The following is a 16798-nucleotide window of genomic DNA, read 5'->3' on the forward strand; positions in this document are numbered from 1 at the left end:
CCGCATGTGCAGCATCGCCGACGGCGTTCCCGTGCCGGAGAATGCCACGTACGTCATTCTCGTTCTCTGCTAGAAGCAGCATCCTGCCCAGGGCGTCGCTGCCAATCGGCAACTTCATGCCGGGACTCAGGCGATTCGTCCTTGGCTCGGCCGACGGCCAGGAGACATGCACATATTGAACGTGCACCCCATTGCGGACGCCAAGCCGGACATTTGCATTGGCCTCGATGCTCAACGCATCCAACGCCTGCAGCAGGCCGCTGCCCTGGAGAAACGTGTCGTGGACCCAGTTGCTCAACAGCACGGAGCGGACGCTCGGTAGGTATTTCCGCGTCTTGCGATCGCGCGCTATGAAACCTGCACCGCTCATGGCCTGTAGCAGCACGGACGAACTTGACTGGGGGATTTCGAGCGCGCAGGCGATTTCCGAGACCGACAGCGGGCGGCGAAGAGCAGCAAAGAGTTCAATGATTTCGAGCGGGCGCGTCGCCGATCTCAGGATGCTGCGGTTTGGCCGGGCTGGCAGGCGGCCGGCGTGATGACGATCGCATCCGGCCGCGCTCACTTCGGCGTCAGCTGCTTCGTTCAGCATCCCGGTTCGTCCAGAGAAAATTTCGGTAATGCAATGCCATCGGCGATGCGGTCGAACACCACATGGACGCGCGCACCAATCCTGAGGTTCGCCTGCCCGCCGACCAAATTGCTGACGACCAGCGGGCCTTCGTCAAGCCGCACCAGACATGTACGGTAGGGCAAGTCTGCCTCAAAGCCGTCCCAATAGGCGCGATGGAAATCCGCCCAGGACTGCAGCGTGCCTTTTCCGCTCGCCGGTTTCCAGGTCTGGCGGTCATTCAGGCACCGAGGGCAGACCGGCGCTTCGGGAACATGAGCGTCGCCGCACGCATCGCAGGTCTGCAGCGCGTAAATTGACTTGAGCGCATAGTCCCAGAACGGCCTGTTCAAGGGCGTAATCTTGGGCAACGGCTTTGCCTCTACGGATTTCTCGGAAGCGGAAGCGCCATACGCCATGTCAGCCGTCACGCCCGCGTATAAACGATCGTGCGCGTGCATGGTGTTGCTTGCACGTACGTCACGACTTCACAGTCCTCAACCTGCCGATCGCCGCATTCGCCACGCAGTTGGCGCACCGCCTCGACGTTGAGGGCCCAGCCCTGCATATACGAATTGGACAGATGGCCGCCGTCCGTGTTGGTCGGCAGCCGGCCGCCAAGTTTCAACGCTCCGCCCTCGACGAACCGGCCGCCTTCGCCGCGCGGGCAGAAGCCAAGGCCTTCGAGGCTGAACAGCACGGTCGGACTGAAATTGTCGTAACACATCAATGCATCGACATCGGCGGGCTCGACGCCGGCCATGGCGAACGCCTCATCGCCCGATGCCGAGACCTGATCGTGCCAGAAGTCGATGTGAAAATTCTCTATGGACGAGTTTCGATAGGCCTCGCGCCCCGAAAATCCGCTGATCCGAACCGGCGGCTTGGCGAGATCAGCGGCACGCTCGCTTGTCGTGAGGATCAGGCAGACGGCGCCATCGTTGATCAGGCAATAATCGAATAGGCGCAGCGGGGCGACGATCGGACGGGAATTCTCATGGTCGTCGATAGTCATTGCCTCCTTCATCACCGCGCCGGGATTGAGTTGCGCATGGCTGCGGAAGGCGACGGAAACTTCAGCGAGTTGCCGCGTCGTCGTACCGTAAAGCTCCATGTGGCGACGGAACATCATGGCGTGGGCGCCGCCGGGCGAGGTGAACCCCCAAGGGTCCCAATGGCCCGGCATTTCACCTCCGCCGTAGAAGACGCGGCGAGATCGGCCGATGTTGGCGTAAAGCAGCGCGACATATTTCGCCTGGCCGCTCGTCAAGGCGATCGTTGCCTCGATGAGGCCGATGCCCGACATGCGACCATGCCCCGGTAGGGTGATCGTCCAACGCGGATCAAGTCCCAGGACTTCGCCCATCCGGTAGTAGCTCGGAATACGACATGTAAGCAGGCCGTCGACCGCGCCCTTGTCCAGTCCGCAATCTGCAACCGCGTTGCGAAACGCCTCAGCCGCCAGGCCATACTCGTCCATGTCGGGAAAGTTGCCGTACGCCGTCGTGCCGACGCCCACCACCGATACTTTATCTCGAAGCCCAGAAAAGCCTTGCATCGTCCCTCCGTAATGGATGATGCATTTTATTTTATTTTGGTCAAGAGGCTCGGAACCGTTTCAGAGGCCGCGTGTCCCGACATAAATCGAGTAAAGAGACGAGGCAGCGGCTATGAACAGGCGATTGCGCTTGGGCCGCCGAACGTCAGGTTTGTGACGGGTTTCCGGGACCGCAATCTTACCGATTAATTCCCCTCGGGGCTGATGCAGTGAACACCATCAGCCGCGCTTGTCCAGATATTGCCATCGAGGTCCACGCTGAACCCGTCAGGCACCCCGGCATCGATCATGGCGAATGTCCGGCGGTTGCCAAGCCCACCATCGGCCGCTACGTCAAAAGCTAGGATCTCATGTGCGCCACCCAGGCGTGTGCGTCGCGCCTGAGTCGGCAACGAAAAGGATTTTCTCGGTGGGCGAGAAGGCCAGACCATTGGGCTTGTCCAGTTTGTCCGTGGCGATCGCCAGCTTGCCATCGAGGGGATCAAGGCGGAAAACGCAGCGGCGCCCGAGCTCGCTGGAGGCGCGGTTTCCTGTGTAATCGCTGAGAATTCCATAATCCGGGTCGGTAAACCAGATCGAATCATCCGAGCGTACGACGATGTCGTTTGGCGAGTTGAGCCGCTTTCCCTCGTAGCTATCGGCGAGAACGGTCTGCCTCCCGTCAAGTTCGGTGCGGACGACGCGACGATTGCCGCTCTCGCAGGTGGCAGACGCCCTTGGCGGTCCCGGGTGTTGCCATTGGCGTTGCCGGACGGATGGCGAAAGACGACCGGTGGCTGCCCTTTGGCGACAGTAATATTTGCTCTGCTGGAACGTCGCTAAGAAGGAGAATCTCGAGATCCGCAAAACAGACCGGACCCTCCGCCCACAATGCCGGTGTGAAGACGCTCCAATGGCGCATTGGCCACGACATAGCGCCGGAAGCCTTAAAAATTCAGGATCGAAATTTCTTCTGCACTTTTTCCACCACCCAAGGTGAATTGGTTTGACCCCCGCAATTTCTAATTGACAGGCGCCGCTTCTCAATGCCTAATTTTATATAATGCATTATCTTGCCGAGCAAACTCCATAAATGTGGTTGCTCAACATCAACGCTGAGACGGTCCAAACACCCTTCATGACAGCTGCAAGAGTTGAACCCCGGTCGACCGCTCTGGCGTCCGACACCGCCCCCGGAATGCTGTCTGGCCTTCGAGTGATCGAGGTGGCGGACGAGACGGCGGAGTATTGCGGCCTGCTGCTTGCAGGACTCGGCGCCGAGGTGATCAAGATCGAATCAGCAGACGGCAGCCCGACGAGGCGCATCGCCCCGTTCTGTTCTGAGGAGCCCGACCCCGAAAAGTCGCTCTATTTCTGGGCATACAACCGCGGCAAGAAATCCGCCGTCGCCGATCTGGATACCGCAGGCGGTCGCGAGATGTTGGTCCAGCTCCTGGGTACTGCCGACATCCTGCTGGATGCTAGCTGCGGCATGTTGAATGAACAGCTTGGGCTGACCCGCGAAGCCTTGGCGGCGCGGTACCCCTCGCTCGTCATCGCCCGCATGACGCCTTTCGGCGATGACGGCCCTTGGAGTACCTTCAAGGGGTCGGACCTGGTTCATCTGGCGCTCGGCGGCGTCATGATGAATTGCGGCTACGATCCGGATCCATCGGAACAGTACGACCTACCGCCTATCGCACCGCAAATCTGGCATGCCTACCATATTGCCGGTGAGCAACTCATGATTGGCATTCTTGCCGCTCTGATCGAGCGGACCACCTCGGGTCTCGGTCAGGATATCTCCTGTGCCATCCATGAGGCGGTGGCCAAGAGCACCGAGATCGATCTGATGTCATGGGTGATGCGCCGAGCGCCGCTCCATCGTCTGACATGCCGTCATGCCCTGGAGGCAGTGTCGCGTGTCCCCAACATCAGTCACACCAAAGATGGTCGCTGGTACATGACCTGGGGTGTTGGCGCCCGTGACAAGGCCAATCTCGTGCCGTTCCTCGAGCGTTTCGACATGGCTGCGGACCTCGAGGCGCCCACAGCCGATGCGGACTTCAACGCACGCAGCGTCCCGGGCTCGTCGAAGATGGACGACGCCACCTCGCACACGCTGGAAGTGGTTCAGCGTTTCGTCCGCGCCCACACATATGACGCGACGCCCTGGCAAGAAGCTCAGGCAGCGGGATTGCTCTGGGCACCGGTGCGCAAGCCGCATGAGAATGCACAAGACGAGCATTGGCTGAAGCGCGGCGCCATCACCAAGGTCGATCACCCTGAACTTGGGCGCAGCTTCCATTATGCCACAAGCAAATGGCTGAGTTCGGAAACACGATGGCAGGCCGGCAAGCGCGCGCCGCTGCGCGGTGAGCATACGGACGAAGTGAGCAACACCTCAAGGCAGGCATCGCCAAAGGTAGCGGCAGAGGCGACCCTGAAACCGGCGCTCTCAGCACGCAATCGTCCCTTTCCTTTGCAGAACGTCCGCATCTTTGACTTCTCATGGTTTCTTGCTTCGGCGGGCGGAACGCGCTTTGCTGCTGCGCTTGGCGCCGAGTGCATCAAGGTCGAATGGAAGGAAAACCCAGACACACGCCTCGCCGCAATGGCACCCGTTGGGGGCCGCACGGCGCGCGAGGCCGCGACCGGCCCACTGCCGGGCGTCAGCGATCCCGACATGGGCGGCCAGTTCAACAATAAGAACGCGGGCAAGCGCGGGCTCTCGCTCAATATCCGCCACCCGAAAGGTATCGATATCGCCAAGCGGCTGATCGCAATCTCCGACGTCGTCGCCGAAGGCTTCTCTCCGGGCGTCCTCGATCGGTTAGGCCTGGGGTATGACGTCCTGCGCAGCATCCGTCCCGATATCATCTACGTCCAGCAGTCCGGCATGGGCAGTTACGGCACCTATGGCCGACTGCGCACCGTTGGGCCTATCGCTGCCTCGTTTGCTGGGATGAACGAGATGTCCGGTCTTGCCGAACCGGCGATGCCTGCCGGGTGGGGCTATTCCTATCTCGACTGGATGGGGGCCTATGGCTTCGCCCAATCGCTCCTCGGTGCGCTGTACTACCGCTCGGTCACCGGCAAGGGTCAGCATATCGATGCGTCCCAATGCGAAGCGGGCATCTTCCTTGCCAGCCAGGCCATCCTTGATTGGTCGGCAAACGGGCGAGTGTGGCAGCGTACCGGCAACCGCTCCCCTTATGGCAATGCCGCGCCGCATGGCGCCTATCGTTGCCAGGGGGCGGATCGCTGGATCGCGATCTCGTGCTGCGACCAGCGGTCATGGGCGGCGCTCGCCCATGCCGCGGGCCATCCTGAATGGCTAACCGATCCACGCTTCGCCAATATTGCGGCTCGTCTTGTCAACCAGGATGCACTGGACAAGGTGGTTGGAACGTGGACCGAGGGCGTTGAGGCCTATGACTGCATGAGCCGCTTGCAAGCAGCTGGCGTGGCCGCTGGCGTATGCCAGACGGCGGAGGATCGCTGCGATCACGATCCGCAGTTGCGGAGGCTGGAGTGGCTGACCGAAGTGCCTGGGACAAGGATCGGGACGTGGCCCGTGGCCGAAGTGCCGTTCAAACTTGGCCGCACACCCGCGCATGCAGGCGGATTGATCAACCGCGGAGCGCCTTGTTACGGCGAAGACAACGAATATGTCCTCGGTGAACTCCTCGGCCACTCAACAGCACAGATCCGCTCGTTCAAGCACGAGGGCGTTATTTGACCTCGGCAAGAATCCCAGGCGGATCAAGCCAAACAACCAGATGGATGACAATCAGATGACCAGCAAGCAGCGAAACAGCGTCGCCGACGGTACAGCGGCACGTGAACGCGTCGGTACGCGCTACCGTGATCCCGCTCTCGCCGAAGAATTGTCCCACGTCACTTGGAACAGCACGCTGGATGTGATGCTGTCGCACCGGTCGGTGCGCTACTACCTCGACCAGCCCCTTCCCGCAAATACCCTTGAGCTCGTCGTGGCGGCCGCACAGTCGGCGGCTTCAACTTCCAACCTCCAAGCTTGGAGCGTCATTGCGGTCGAGGACAAGGATCGCAAGGCGCGGCTGGCCGGCTACGCCGCGGACCAGAAGCACATCCATGACGCGCCGCTGCTGCTCGTTTTCGTCGCCGATCTGGCTCGCCTGCGTGCGATCAGCGATGAGCGGGGACATGCCGGTGTCGCACTCGATTACATCGAGGCATTCATCTTTGCCATCGCGGACGCCGCGTTCGCAGCGCAGAATGCCGCTGTTGCAATCGAGTCGCTCGGCCTCGGCTGCTGCTACATAGGCGCGATGCGTAACGACCCTCAGGCCGTCGCCAACGAACTGGGACTGCCCGACGAATCGATGGTCGTGTTCGGCATGACAGTCGGCCGCCCCGATCCGGCGGTGGCAACAGACGTCAAGCCGCGCCTGCCGCAAGGCATAATCCTCCACCGCGAGCGGTATACCCAAATCGACCCGGAGCTTATGGCGGCCTACGAGGCACGCATGCGGGAATTCCAGGCCGAACAGAACATGCGCAACATCGACTGGACTGAACAGACCGCGGCGCGGATAAAGGACGTTGCTGCACTGACCGGCAGGCACGTGCTCACGGACTTCCTGAAGGCGCGGGGATTTGGGCTCAAATAGTTGCGGTTGCGCGCGCCAATGTTGACTGAGAGACAGGGGCTGCGACTTCGTCAGGCTTGCGAACCGCCGGCCCTGTCACGTCGCCGAGATTCTCGGCAACTCAAACGCGTCTGTCGTGCGGACATAGGTGTTTCCTTGTGCCCTGGCGACAAGGCGCAATTTTTGTGTATCGACATGGAAGCGAACCGGGTCGATCAGCATGTCGTCGCGTATATGCATCATCTGGACCGTTCCCAGGATGAGCGAGCGCGATACCCCGAGAGGAACAATGCTGTGCAGCACGCACTCCATGGAGACGGGGCTCTCGGCAATTCGCGGCGCGGCGATCGTCACTGAAGCTTCCTCTGCAAGCCCGGAGCGCGAAAACTCATCGATTTCCGGCGCAAACTCGGCGGCGGTTATGTTCATCTGGTCCAGCCGATCCTCGTCGACCAGATTGACGACGAATTGGCCCGACATCCGGATATTGCGTCCTGTGTCCTTGTTGTCGCCTGCAGACCGGTCGACGATGCTGAAACCGACGACAGGGGGATCCTCGCTGAAGACATTGAAGAACGAGAATGGCGCTGCATTGCGCACCCCGTCCGACGCGACGGTCGTGACCCATGCGATCGGCCGTGGCGTGATCGTCGAGGATAGAAGTTTGTGCCGGTCAAGCGGCTTCAGCTCGGAGAAGTCGAACTGCATTGTCGTGGGGACCTCCGATGATTTGGCGGGGCAGACCAGTTTGGCTGGCGCCACGCCTTTCTAGCACCGGCAAAATCGATTGTTTGCTCTATATCGGAACGCGCGCATCGCGCTTAACGAGGCTGGTGCGTCAACGCATTGAAAGCATCTTCACCGCGGCTGCCGCTGCGCCAAAGCCATTGTCGATGTTGACCACCACAACTCCCGGCGAGCAACTCGCGAGCGCTGCGTTGAGCGCCACATATCCGCCGGCGGCCACGCCGTAGCCGACAGATGTCGGTACAGCGATCAACGGCGCCGCGATCAGCCCGGCGAGCACGCTGAAGAGCGCGCCTTCCATGCCGGCGACAGCGATAACAACCCGAAACATCCGGATTTCGTCGAGCCTTTCAGTAAGCCGCCACAATCCGGCGACACCGACATCGGCGACGATAGGCGCGTCATGGCCGTTGAAGCAGAGCGCTCGGGCGGCTTCCCGTGCGACCGACATATCCGACGTGCCCGCCGCCACGATGCCCACACCTGTGCTTGCAACGGGCATGGACCCGCCCAGCACCGCAGTGCGCGACAGTGGATCATAATCAAGTGCACTGCGAATGGCGAAATCGAGCGCCAGAAAATGGCTTTCGTCGAGACGCGTGAACAACAGCCGCTCTCCTTTCTCGGAAGCAGCGACGATGATGGCGGCCACCTGGGTCGGGCTCTTATGCTCACATAGCACCGCCTCCGGCACTCCGGTGCGCCTGCTGCGTTGCCAGTCGAGTTGAAAGTCGTTCATGGGCGCATGAACATCGCGCCGCGGCTGTAGGGCCGGGCGCCCACGAAGACGCGTCCTGCCTCGGCGCAAAGCCGCTGCGTGATCTCGACCAGCAGATGCTTCTGCGCGGACACGCCGTCGCCGAGTTCCAGAACCACGCCTGACCGCGTAATCCGGCAGCGCAACGTAACGCCACTGGCGGCAATGTCAGCCAGATGCCGCTCGGCCTTCTCGATGAATGCGAGGTCGCGGGCATCGATCGCTATTCCCGTCTCGACGCGGCTTGCCAGGCATGGCTGGGCGGGCAATTCGGCGACAGAGCCCAGGCCAAGCTCGCGAGAAAGCGCGCGAATGTCGGCCTTGGCCATTTCCGCTTCGATGAGGGGATGTACCACCTGGCGCTCGGCGGCAGCCAGCAGCCCGGGACGATAGTCGCCGAGATCATCGAGATTGGCACCCGACGCGATCACATGCGGCGTCAGTGTGCGTATCCGATCGTAGAGATTGGTCTTGCAGAAATAGCAGCGGTTCGAGGGATTGTCCCGATAGCGTGAATCCTCGAACTCGCCAGTTCCGATGACGAGGGTCGTCCAGCCTTCGGTATCTGACAGACCCCGCACGCGTGCCGTCGCCTCTTCCGGAACGGCTGGTGAGGCGGCATGGATTACCGTCACCGCAAGGCCCGGCTTGCGATGTGCGAAGGCTGCCAGCGTCACTGAATCCACGCCGCCGCTGACAGCAATGGCGAGCTGTTCGAAACGGTCAAGAACGCGGTCAAGACGCTGTGCCGGCGCAATGTCATTCATCGTCGGTCGTCTCGGCCTGCCACTTCATGGCGCGGCGCTCGGCAAGGCTTCCGCCTCGAAGGGCATCGCTTTCCACCTTGCGTGTGATGCCCGATGGCCGGAGGACCGCCTTGACGGCAAGTCCGGCAGCCTTGACGTTTTCCCGGAAGAGGACCAGCCGGCGTTCCTCCCGCAGGCGCAAGCCGATTGTCGATGTCTCGGCAAAACACCGGGCCGTCACCTGATCGGCCAGTTCCGGTCTCGCCAGAAGCCGGAACGACGAGGCGGGACGCCCCTTCTTGCCGAGGCGCTGCCCCACGGAGAGATCCAACACGCCGTCCGTTGCCCTGAGGCGATCGCAGGCGACGCCCATCTCTTCGCCGGTCATGTCGTCGATTTCGAATTCGATGACACTGATGGTGTCGCTCGGAGTTGAGACTTCGTTCTCTAGGACGAGAACGCGAAGAATGTTCGGCATCCCGGGCAGGTGCCGCGTCCCCGCGCCTGTTCCGGACGACACAAGCCGGCCAGACGTGCCGCCAGCACCAGGCGCTGTGAGATGTTTAAGGATCGCCGCGCCGGTCGGCGTCACGCGCTCGCCTGATATCCCGTCGTCGCGCCATTCGAAACCGGTCAGGATCGCGGCCGTGGCAGGCGCGGGAACGGGCAGCAGCCCGTGGGCGGTGTGCACAAGGCCACCGCCTCGCGGCAGAGCCGAGACACTCCACACCGTCTTGTCGAGCGCCGCTGCGATGCTGCCGGCGCAGACGACGTCAACCAGGGAGTCCCAGTCGGCGATCTCGTGAAAATGTACCCTTTCGACCGGCACGCGATGGATGGCCGCCTCCGCCTCGGCAATGATCGTCAGTATCGCAATGGCCCTGGCAGCCGTTCCATCGTGGAGATCCGCGGCTTTGATGCGTGCCACCATGTCAGCAAAACTACCTGCATGCGCTTCATCAGGAATCTGGTTGCGATCGTGATGGTGATGGTGGCCATCATCATCACCATATGCGTTCGCATGGGCGTGTGGCGCTGCAGCCGAAATCGCGCGCTTCGCGACCAGACCGAAGCGCCGCACGCGCATCGACAGGCTCTCGCCTTCCTCGAAGGCAATGCCACCGGCCTCAACCGGAAGCACTGCAGCGCCGTCGGCAAGTACGCGCTCTCGCAGGTCAGGCAGCGCGTCGAGCATTGCCGCGACGAACATGTCGCCGGCGATGCCGCCGACTGCATCGAGGTGGACGCGTCTCACAGTCCTGCCCGCCGATAGATCGGAATGACGTATGGTCCCTCCGGGATGATGGCAACGGCGGGGTCGCCATGGCGTTCAAGACTGGCCGCGATTGCGTCGTTTACCGAGGGGACCAGTTCAACTCCGGTGATGCGGCGTTCCTCGCGATCTAGCCCGGTCGTGTAGAGCTGGATCTTGCCCACCCGCATCGGCTTCAGCTGCATCTCCGTCTGCCATTCATCGATGTCGGCAAGCGTCTTCGCCGTAAGCGTGGCAAGGAATGGCTCGGGTCCCATCTCCACCAAGCGCGCTTGCGCCTGGCGGAATTCGTGGCTGCCAAAGCCCTCCGAACATTCCGAGGCGATGATCAGCGTCCCGCCCGGGTCGAGAATGTCGATCGGCGTCACCATACCCTTGATCGTCTGGTAGTAGGTCTTGTCGAGGGGATAGCCTGCAGACGACGTCACCACGGTCTTGAACCGGCGCGGCACGTCGATCATCGTCGTGTCGGCGATGAAATCGACCGCAGCCAGATGGCTGGCTATGATCTCGCCAAAGGTCACGCAAACCAGATCGCGATCTTCATCGAGCACGGTGTTCAACGCATAGATTTCGCCAACCTTGCGTACGATCTGCAACTGTTCCTCATGGAGCGGGTTGCCGACCAGATTGCACTGGACTGACAGCGGGTCTTCCATGAAACGCGCCGAGTGGAAGGTGCGGATGGTTTCGTGGCCGGCAACGCCGGGGGCGACAACCTTTCGACCACCGGACCAGCCTGCCATGAAATGGGGCTCGACCAGGCCTGTAGCGATACGGAGGTCCGCATCCGCGAAAAGCCGATTGATCCGGATCGGTGTCCCACGCGTCTGCGTATGTCCCAGATCGACGTGGTCGTGTTCGTTGCGTGCGAAATGATTGGTGACGCGGACGGTCTTCAGAACCCAAGGATCGCCGACCAGTTCCTCCAGTTCCACACCCTCGTTCGGACGATGAAGGCCGGTGGCAACGAGCACATCGATCCTGTCCGCGGGAATGTCGCCTTTAATCATTGTCTCGATCATGACGCGTAGGAATAGCCGGTTCGGCACCGGGCGCGTGATGTCGCAGATAAGGATGCAGGCGCTCCGACGCCCGACCACCAGACGGGCTAAAGGCTCGGAGCCAATCGGATTCGCGAAGGCGGATGCAATTGCTGAAGAGGCGTCGAAGAGTTTTGGCAACAACGCCTTCCGGATTACTGTCGGCTCCGCGCCTTGCGGCAATGCCAGCTTCAGCAATCCACGACCGAAGGCAAGTTCGAAAGGACCGCCATGTTTCATCTGCCGTCCCTCGGCTCTCACGATCCGCCGTCCGTCGCTACGGCCCGGCACCTATGATGTTCGGCGGCTGATTCAGCCCTCTTCGGCCACGTGACGTCGCTCGAACATGTCTGGCTTGCCTTCGAGTACCGCTGGTCAGTCAACCGAAGTAAGTCTCGGTTTGGTGACCTGTCGTCGCAATCGGCGATGCGGACGCGACCGACTTGCCGCGAGAGCAGCAGGTCATAGCGGCCGGTCAGGCAAATTCCGCCTCCCCGCCAACCTTCTGCTTGCGGATCGCCTCGACAACTGCTTCACCCATGGCCCTCGTGCCGATCTTCCTGCAGCCGGGTTGATAGATGTCTGCGGTCCGATACCCCTCGCGCAGCACTGACCGTACGGCCTGCTCGATACGCGAAGCGTGCTGGTCGCGGCCAAACGACTGCCGGAGCATCATGGCAACCGAAAGGATTGCGGCCAGTGGGTTCGCCAAGTCCTTGCCAGCGATGTCCGGCGCGGTGCCATGGACCGGTTCGTATAGGCCCTTGTTGTGATCGCCGAGGGAGGCCGACGGCAGCATTCCGATTGAGCCGGCCAACATGGCCGCCGCATCGGAGAGGATATCGCCGAAGACATTGCCCGTCACGACAACATCGAATTGCTTGGGATTCCGGATCAAGGCCATGGACGCCGCGTCAATGTAGAGATGCGTCAATTCCACATCGGGATACTGCTTGCTGACTTCGATAACGACCTCGCGCCACAGCGCCATCGTTTCAAGGACGTTTGCCTTGTCAACCGAACACAGTTTCTTACGTCGTTTCGCGGCGGCCTGGAAGCCCGCATGCGCTATGCGCTCGATCTCGGCATCGGTATAACGCATCGTGTTGATGCCGACACGCGCGCCAGTCTCGTCACGAGAGACACCACGCGGCTGGCCGAAATAGAGATCGCCGGTCAGTTCACGCAAGATGATCAGATCGACCCCCGTGACAATTTCGGGCTTGAGTGTGGAGGCGTCCACAAGCTCGGGATAAAGCACGACCGGGCGGAAGTTAGCATAGAGACCGAGGGCCTTGCGCAGCTTGAGCAGGCCGTAACCGGCCCCCTCGCTCGGCGCTCGCCTCTCATCCTCAGGAACGCCGGTTCCGCCAAGCAGAATGGCATCAGCTTTGCGTGAGATGTCGAGGGTATCAGGCGGCAGGGCATCGCCGAAGCGCTCCAGCCCCTCACCTCCGATTACGGCTTCTGTGAGTTCGAGCGGGAGTTCACTACCGATGACCGCGTGCAGCGCCCTTACTGCCTCCGCGGTCACTTCCTTACCGATCCCGTCTCCTGGGAGCACTACTATCTTCAAGGCCTTGCCTTTCGAAATTGAGTTGAAGAGGCGGGCGCATTCGCTCGGCCCTCTCTGCGGCAGGACTTATATGGGCCGACCCGGACCCTTCGAAGTCGTCCTTTGGAAAGCTCGCATCGTCGGACGCGACGCACCGGTTAGCCGGCGGACCAGCCTCTCAACTGTTGGTAAGGTGCTTCAACAGCAGCTTCACGGGTGGTGGCAGGCCCTGACTGTCCTGAACGCAGATGTTCCACTGCCTGACTGCCCAAGGCTCGTCGAGCGCGATTGCCGCAAGCATGCCACCCGTTACATAACGGGCGGCACATCCCGCCGGCACGAGGCCGACGCCCATCTGCGCCTCTACCATTGTCGACACCGTCTCGAACCCGTTGACCCGGATTGGCATTTTCAACGGTTTGCTCAGCTCAGCCGCGGCGCGAATGACGAGCATATCCAGAAAACTTCCCCTGCTTGGCCCGATCAGGTCATAATCCGGGAGGTCGGCGAACTTGACGGAAGTTTGCGAGCTTAGCGGGTGGTCCCTGTGAGCCAGCACCACGAGGCGGTCGCTGCGATACGGGATGTATTTCAAACCGCGACGGGGCACGACGCCACCGAAGACGCCGATATCCGCAGCGTTCTCGGCCACCGCGTCCACGGCCTGCTGGCTGGTGCCCTCCTCCAGATCGATTCGAATGGCCGAATGCGTCCCCAGAAAGTTGCTCAGATCCGACGGCAGATGCTGGATGATCGTCGAAACACTCGCAAAAATGCGGACCTGCCCGCTGACGCCACTGGCGTGATGGGCAAGCTCAATCTCCATCTGCTTCAAGTCGCGGAGCACGACGCGCGCATGGTGGAGCAGCGCCTGCGCTGCCGCGGTCAGCTCCAGTCCCTTCGAGCTGCGGTGAAACAAAGGCGTACTGAGGCGTATCTCGAGATCGGAAATCCGCTTGCTCACCGCCGATGCCGCGATGTGCTCGCGATCGGCCGCCTTGGCGATACTCTGCTCTTCGCAAACGGCGACAAACAGCTGAAGCGAAAGAAGGTCAAAACGCAATGTAGCTCCCCCTCTCCGGCATATTCCATCCATGTCAGGCCTGCGAAACACGCAGCCAGTCACTGCTAATAGCTGTTGACCGCACGGATGCAACTGTCGCAAGGGCATCATCGCGGATCGCGAAGCAGCCATTCCAAACGAAGTCTTTTGCGAAAGGCCATCGCAGTCAATACGTTCTGGCACGCGCTTGTCGCGAAATCGCCACCGGTTCCCCCGTGGAACATGCTTCAATCAATAATTCAATCAGAGTGCGTCTTCGACCATGAATCGATATGATCTTGAGCAGCGCGTAGCGATTGTCACGGGCGGAGCGCAGGGCATCGGGTTCGCAGTCAGCGAGCGGATGCTGGCATCCGGTGCCAGGATAGCGATCTGGGATCGCGATGGCGCTGCGTTGCAAAAGGCTCTCAATCAGCTTGGACGAACCCGCGACGTGCTTGGGATTGAGACTGACATTGGCGACCTCGCGTCGGTGGAAGCGGGCTTTGCACACACGCTGGAACGGTTTGGCAAGATCGACATACTGATCAACAATGCGGCGTTGGTCGGGCCGAACATGCCGACCTGGGAATATCCACCCGAGGCCTTCGCACAGGTCCTGAGTGTGGGATTGATAGGGACTTTCAACTGCTGCCGCGCCATCGTCCCTCATATGCGGGAGCTTAACTACGGGCGCATCGTCAACCTCAGCTCCATTGCCGGCAAGGAGGGCAACCCCAACGCGGTCGCCTACAGCTCCATGAAGGCAGCCGTGATCGCCTTGACGAAGTCACTGGGCAAGGAACTCGCAGGGCAGAACATCGCAGTCAACTGCGTCACTCCGGCGGTTGCCAAGACGCCTGGGGCAATGGAGCAGTCACCGCAACACATCGAGTACATGCTTGCCAAGATTCCGCGCGGCCGCATGCTCGAACTTGGCGAAGCCGCCTCCATGATCTGCTGGCTAGCGTCAGAGGAGAATTCCTTTACCACCGGCGCGGTGTTCGATCTTTCCGGCGGCAGGGCAACCTACTGACCGTAGCGCCCGTCAAATTCCGCGGCGCACGTGGCGGCGCACCGATCCAACAAGGAGACTGCTGATGCCTTCCTACATATTCGAAAACGCGCGGATCGTTGACGGCTCCAATGAGGACGGCGAGCACGACCGTTTCGTCCGCGTCAGCGGCAATGTTATCGACGAGGTTTCAGACAAGCCGATCCGGGATAGCAACGCGCATCGCTTCGATCTGCGCGGGAAGACTTTGATGCCGGGCCTGATCGATTGCCATGTGCACATCAATTCCGGAGTTGCCGATCCGGCCGAAAACTCGTTTCTGCCAAACGAACTCGTCGCCTATCATTCGGTGCGGATATTGAAGGGCATGCTCAATCGCGGTTTCACCACCGTACGCGACCTCGGCGGCGCGACTGTGGCTCAGGTCCATGCGATAGAGCAGGGTCTTATCGAAGGTCCTCGCCTGGTCATTTGCGGCAAGGCCATGGTGCAGACCGGCGGCCATTCGGACTATCGGACGCGCTACGACATGATCAGTGGCGACCGTCAACTCGACCAACTCGGCTCGGTAGGACGCATCGTTGACGGCGTCGACGACTGCCGCCGTGCCGCTCGCGACGAGGTTCGCAAGGGCGCCAGATTCATCAAGGTGATGGCCAATGGCGGCGCGGCATCCTCCCATTTTCCTCGGCCATATCTCGGCTATTCGATGGATGAGCTGCGCGCGTTCCAGGACGAAGCCGACAAGGCCAAGATGTATGTGTCGGTGCACACCCACACCGACGAGGCCGTCGCACGTGCACTCGAATGCGGTATTCATTCGATCGAACACGCGACACTTATTACCCCTCAAACCGCTGCCACCGCTGCGAAGCAAGGTGCGATCGTCACGCCGACGATCGCCGCCTATGAAGCGCAGATCCGCGAGGCCGATGCGCTGAAGCTGGATCCCGGCTTTGTGGAACGCCTGAAATGGGTGCGCGCAAGAGGTCCCGAATCGCTGGAGACGATGCGGGCAGCCGGCGTCAAGCTGGCTTACGGCACCGACGTGTTGGGCTCGATGCACAGCTATCAGTCCGAAGAGTTCCTGATCCGCGCGGAGGCGCTGCCGGCGATCGAGGTGATCAAATCGGCAACCCTTACCGCCGCCGAACTCGTCCGTATGGAAGGCAAGGTCGGCACGATCGCGGCAGGCGCCTTTGCCGACCTCCTCGTGGTCGACAAGGATCCCGTGAAGGATCTGTCTGCGCTGGGCAGTCAAGGCCGCTACATGTCCGCCATCATGAAGGATGGTGCATTCGTGAAGAACCAGCTCGCAGCCTAGGCTCACGCTGGGACCAATCACGCCGCCATCCTTTTGCCAGTCTTGAGATGTCCGCTCCGGGGGCGGACCGGCTGTGTCACTTGGATATCGACAAGTCTTCCGCGTTCACGCCTTACATCGTGGAATGCGACGAGGTCCATCCCATCGAAGGCTCTGAGCCCGCGTCCAGCCAACTATCCCAATGCTGAATTCGACCGCCCTGGTGTCCGCGCATGCTGGAGGTCGCGCATTTGAGCGAAGTTTCAGTAACTGCTGAGTGGAGGGACATAGCTCGTTCGAAGAGGCGACGCCAAAGCTTTGAAGGGCTGCCCTATTTGCTGTTGGCGCCGATCGCCATACTTCTGGTTCTGGTGATCGTTTATCCGCTGGTTGAGGCCGTGCGGTCTGCCATGACGGACGCATCTTTTGCCCAACTGGGCACGCGCCCGCTTCAGCGGTTTTCAGAACTTCATCAAGCCGGTCAACGACCCGACCTTCCCTCGAGGAGAGCTGCCTTGCCGGAAAGAGGCAAATCC

General features: G+C 61.2%; 14 protein-coding genes and 2 pseudogenes. 5 read left to right on the plus strand and 11 right to left on the minus strand.

Annotated elements, in window-relative coordinates; genetic code table 11:
- The 4 genes and pseudogenes from EN893_RS02140 to EN893_RS39975 all read right to left on the minus strand — a co-directional run.
- A partial coding sequence (locus tag EN893_RS02140) for a helix-turn-helix domain-containing protein (RefSeq protein WP_164900692.1) occupies positions 1 to 592 on the minus strand: 592 nt, incomplete at its 3' end.
- Positions 586 to 1071 carry an OB-fold domain-containing protein gene (locus tag EN893_RS02145; protein WP_206517131.1) on the minus strand — a complete coding sequence of 162 codons (486 nt, stop codon included), beginning with the start codon at positions 1069 to 1071 and terminating at the stop codon, positions 586 to 588. The genes EN893_RS02145 and EN893_RS02140, both read right to left, overlap by 7 nt.
- A complete protein-coding gene (locus tag EN893_RS02150; RefSeq protein WP_127267387.1) occupies positions 1038 to 2168 on the minus strand; it encodes a thiolase family protein in 1131 nt (376 codons plus the stop codon). The genes EN893_RS02145 and EN893_RS02150 overlap by 34 nt, the downstream gene beginning before the upstream one ends.
- 60 nt (positions 2169 to 2228) lie before the next feature.
- A pseudogene (locus tag EN893_RS39975) lies at positions 2229 to 3076 on the minus strand (SMP-30/gluconolactonase/LRE family protein).
- A gap of 164 nt (positions 3077 to 3240) precedes the next feature.
- On the opposite strand from EN893_RS39975, the gene EN893_RS02160 reads away from it, so the two are divergent.
- Both EN893_RS02160 and EN893_RS02165 read left to right on the plus strand, forming a co-directional pair.
- Positions 3241 to 5889 (plus strand): CoA transferase, encoded by a 2649-nt coding sequence (locus tag EN893_RS02160; protein ID WP_206517129.1) that lies wholly within the window; start codon positions 3241 to 3243, stop codon positions 5887 to 5889.
- Positions 5890 to 5944: 55 nt separating this feature from the next.
- Positions 5945 to 6802, plus strand: a complete 858-nt coding sequence (locus tag EN893_RS02165; protein ID WP_024504898.1) for a nitroreductase family protein — start codon at positions 5945 to 5947, stop codon at positions 6800 to 6802.
- Between the two features lie 75 nt (positions 6803 to 6877).
- On the opposite strand, the gene EN893_RS02170 is transcribed toward EN893_RS02165, so the two are convergent.
- The 7 genes from EN893_RS02170 to EN893_RS02200 form a co-directional block, all read right to left on the minus strand.
- On the minus strand, positions 6878 to 7489 hold the full coding sequence (locus tag EN893_RS02170) for a flavin reductase family protein (protein ID WP_024504897.1): 612 nt from the start codon (positions 7487 to 7489) through the stop codon (positions 6878 to 6880).
- A 130-nt stretch (positions 7490 to 7619) separates the two neighbouring features.
- Entirely contained in the window at positions 7620 to 8267 is a 648-nt protein-coding gene (larB, locus tag EN893_RS02175) for a nickel pincer cofactor biosynthesis protein LarB (protein ID WP_127269186.1), read from the minus strand.
- On the minus strand, positions 8264 to 9052 hold the full coding sequence (locus EN893_RS02180; protein WP_024504896.1) for a potassium ABC transporter ATPase: 789 nt from the start codon (positions 9050 to 9052) through the stop codon (positions 8264 to 8266). The genes larB and EN893_RS02180 overlap by 4 nt, the downstream gene beginning before the upstream one ends.
- The gene (locus tag EN893_RS02185; RefSeq protein ID WP_256754936.1) at positions 9045 to 10286 is read right to left on the minus strand and encodes a LarC family nickel insertion protein; all 1242 of its coding nucleotides are present in this window, start codon (positions 10284 to 10286) and stop codon (positions 9045 to 9047) included. The genes EN893_RS02180 and EN893_RS02185 overlap by 8 nt, the downstream gene beginning before the upstream one ends.
- On the minus strand, positions 10283 to 11545 hold the full coding sequence (larA, locus tag EN893_RS02190) for a nickel-dependent lactate racemase (protein WP_236382676.1): 1263 nt from the start codon (positions 11543 to 11545) through the stop codon (positions 10283 to 10285). Before larA ends, EN893_RS02185 begins: the two co-directional genes overlap by 4 nt.
- A 277-nt stretch (positions 11546 to 11822) precedes the next feature.
- A complete protein-coding gene (gene leuB / locus EN893_RS02195; protein WP_348627433.1) occupies positions 11823 to 12941 on the minus strand; it encodes a 3-isopropylmalate dehydrogenase in 1119 nt (372 codons plus the stop codon).
- A 139-nt stretch (positions 12942 to 13080) separates the two neighbouring features.
- Entirely contained in the window at positions 13081 to 13965 is an 885-nt protein-coding gene (locus EN893_RS02200) for a LysR family transcriptional regulator (protein ID WP_032899521.1), read from the minus strand.
- 262 nt (positions 13966 to 14227) lie between these two features.
- Here EN893_RS02200 and EN893_RS02205 point away from each other — a divergent pair, with 262 nt between their 5' ends.
- The 3 genes and pseudogenes from EN893_RS02205 to EN893_RS38580 all read left to right on the plus strand — a co-directional run.
- On the plus strand, positions 14228 to 14980 hold the full coding sequence (locus EN893_RS02205) for an SDR family NAD(P)-dependent oxidoreductase (protein ID WP_024504891.1): 753 nt from the start codon (positions 14228 to 14230) through the stop codon (positions 14978 to 14980).
- 64 nt (positions 14981 to 15044) lie between these two features.
- Complete coding sequence (locus tag EN893_RS02210; RefSeq protein ID WP_024504890.1) at positions 15045 to 16283, plus strand: amidohydrolase family protein; 1239 nt, start codon at positions 15045 to 15047, stop codon at positions 16281 to 16283.
- Between the two features lie 212 nt (positions 16284 to 16495).
- A pseudogene (locus EN893_RS38580) lies at positions 16496 to 16798 on the plus strand (hypothetical protein); the annotation flags it as partial.

Source organism: Mesorhizobium sp. M7A.F.Ca.CA.004.04.2.1 (genome assembly GCF_004022825.1).
Classification (GTDB): Bacteria; Pseudomonadota; Alphaproteobacteria; order Rhizobiales; family Rhizobiaceae; genus Mesorhizobium.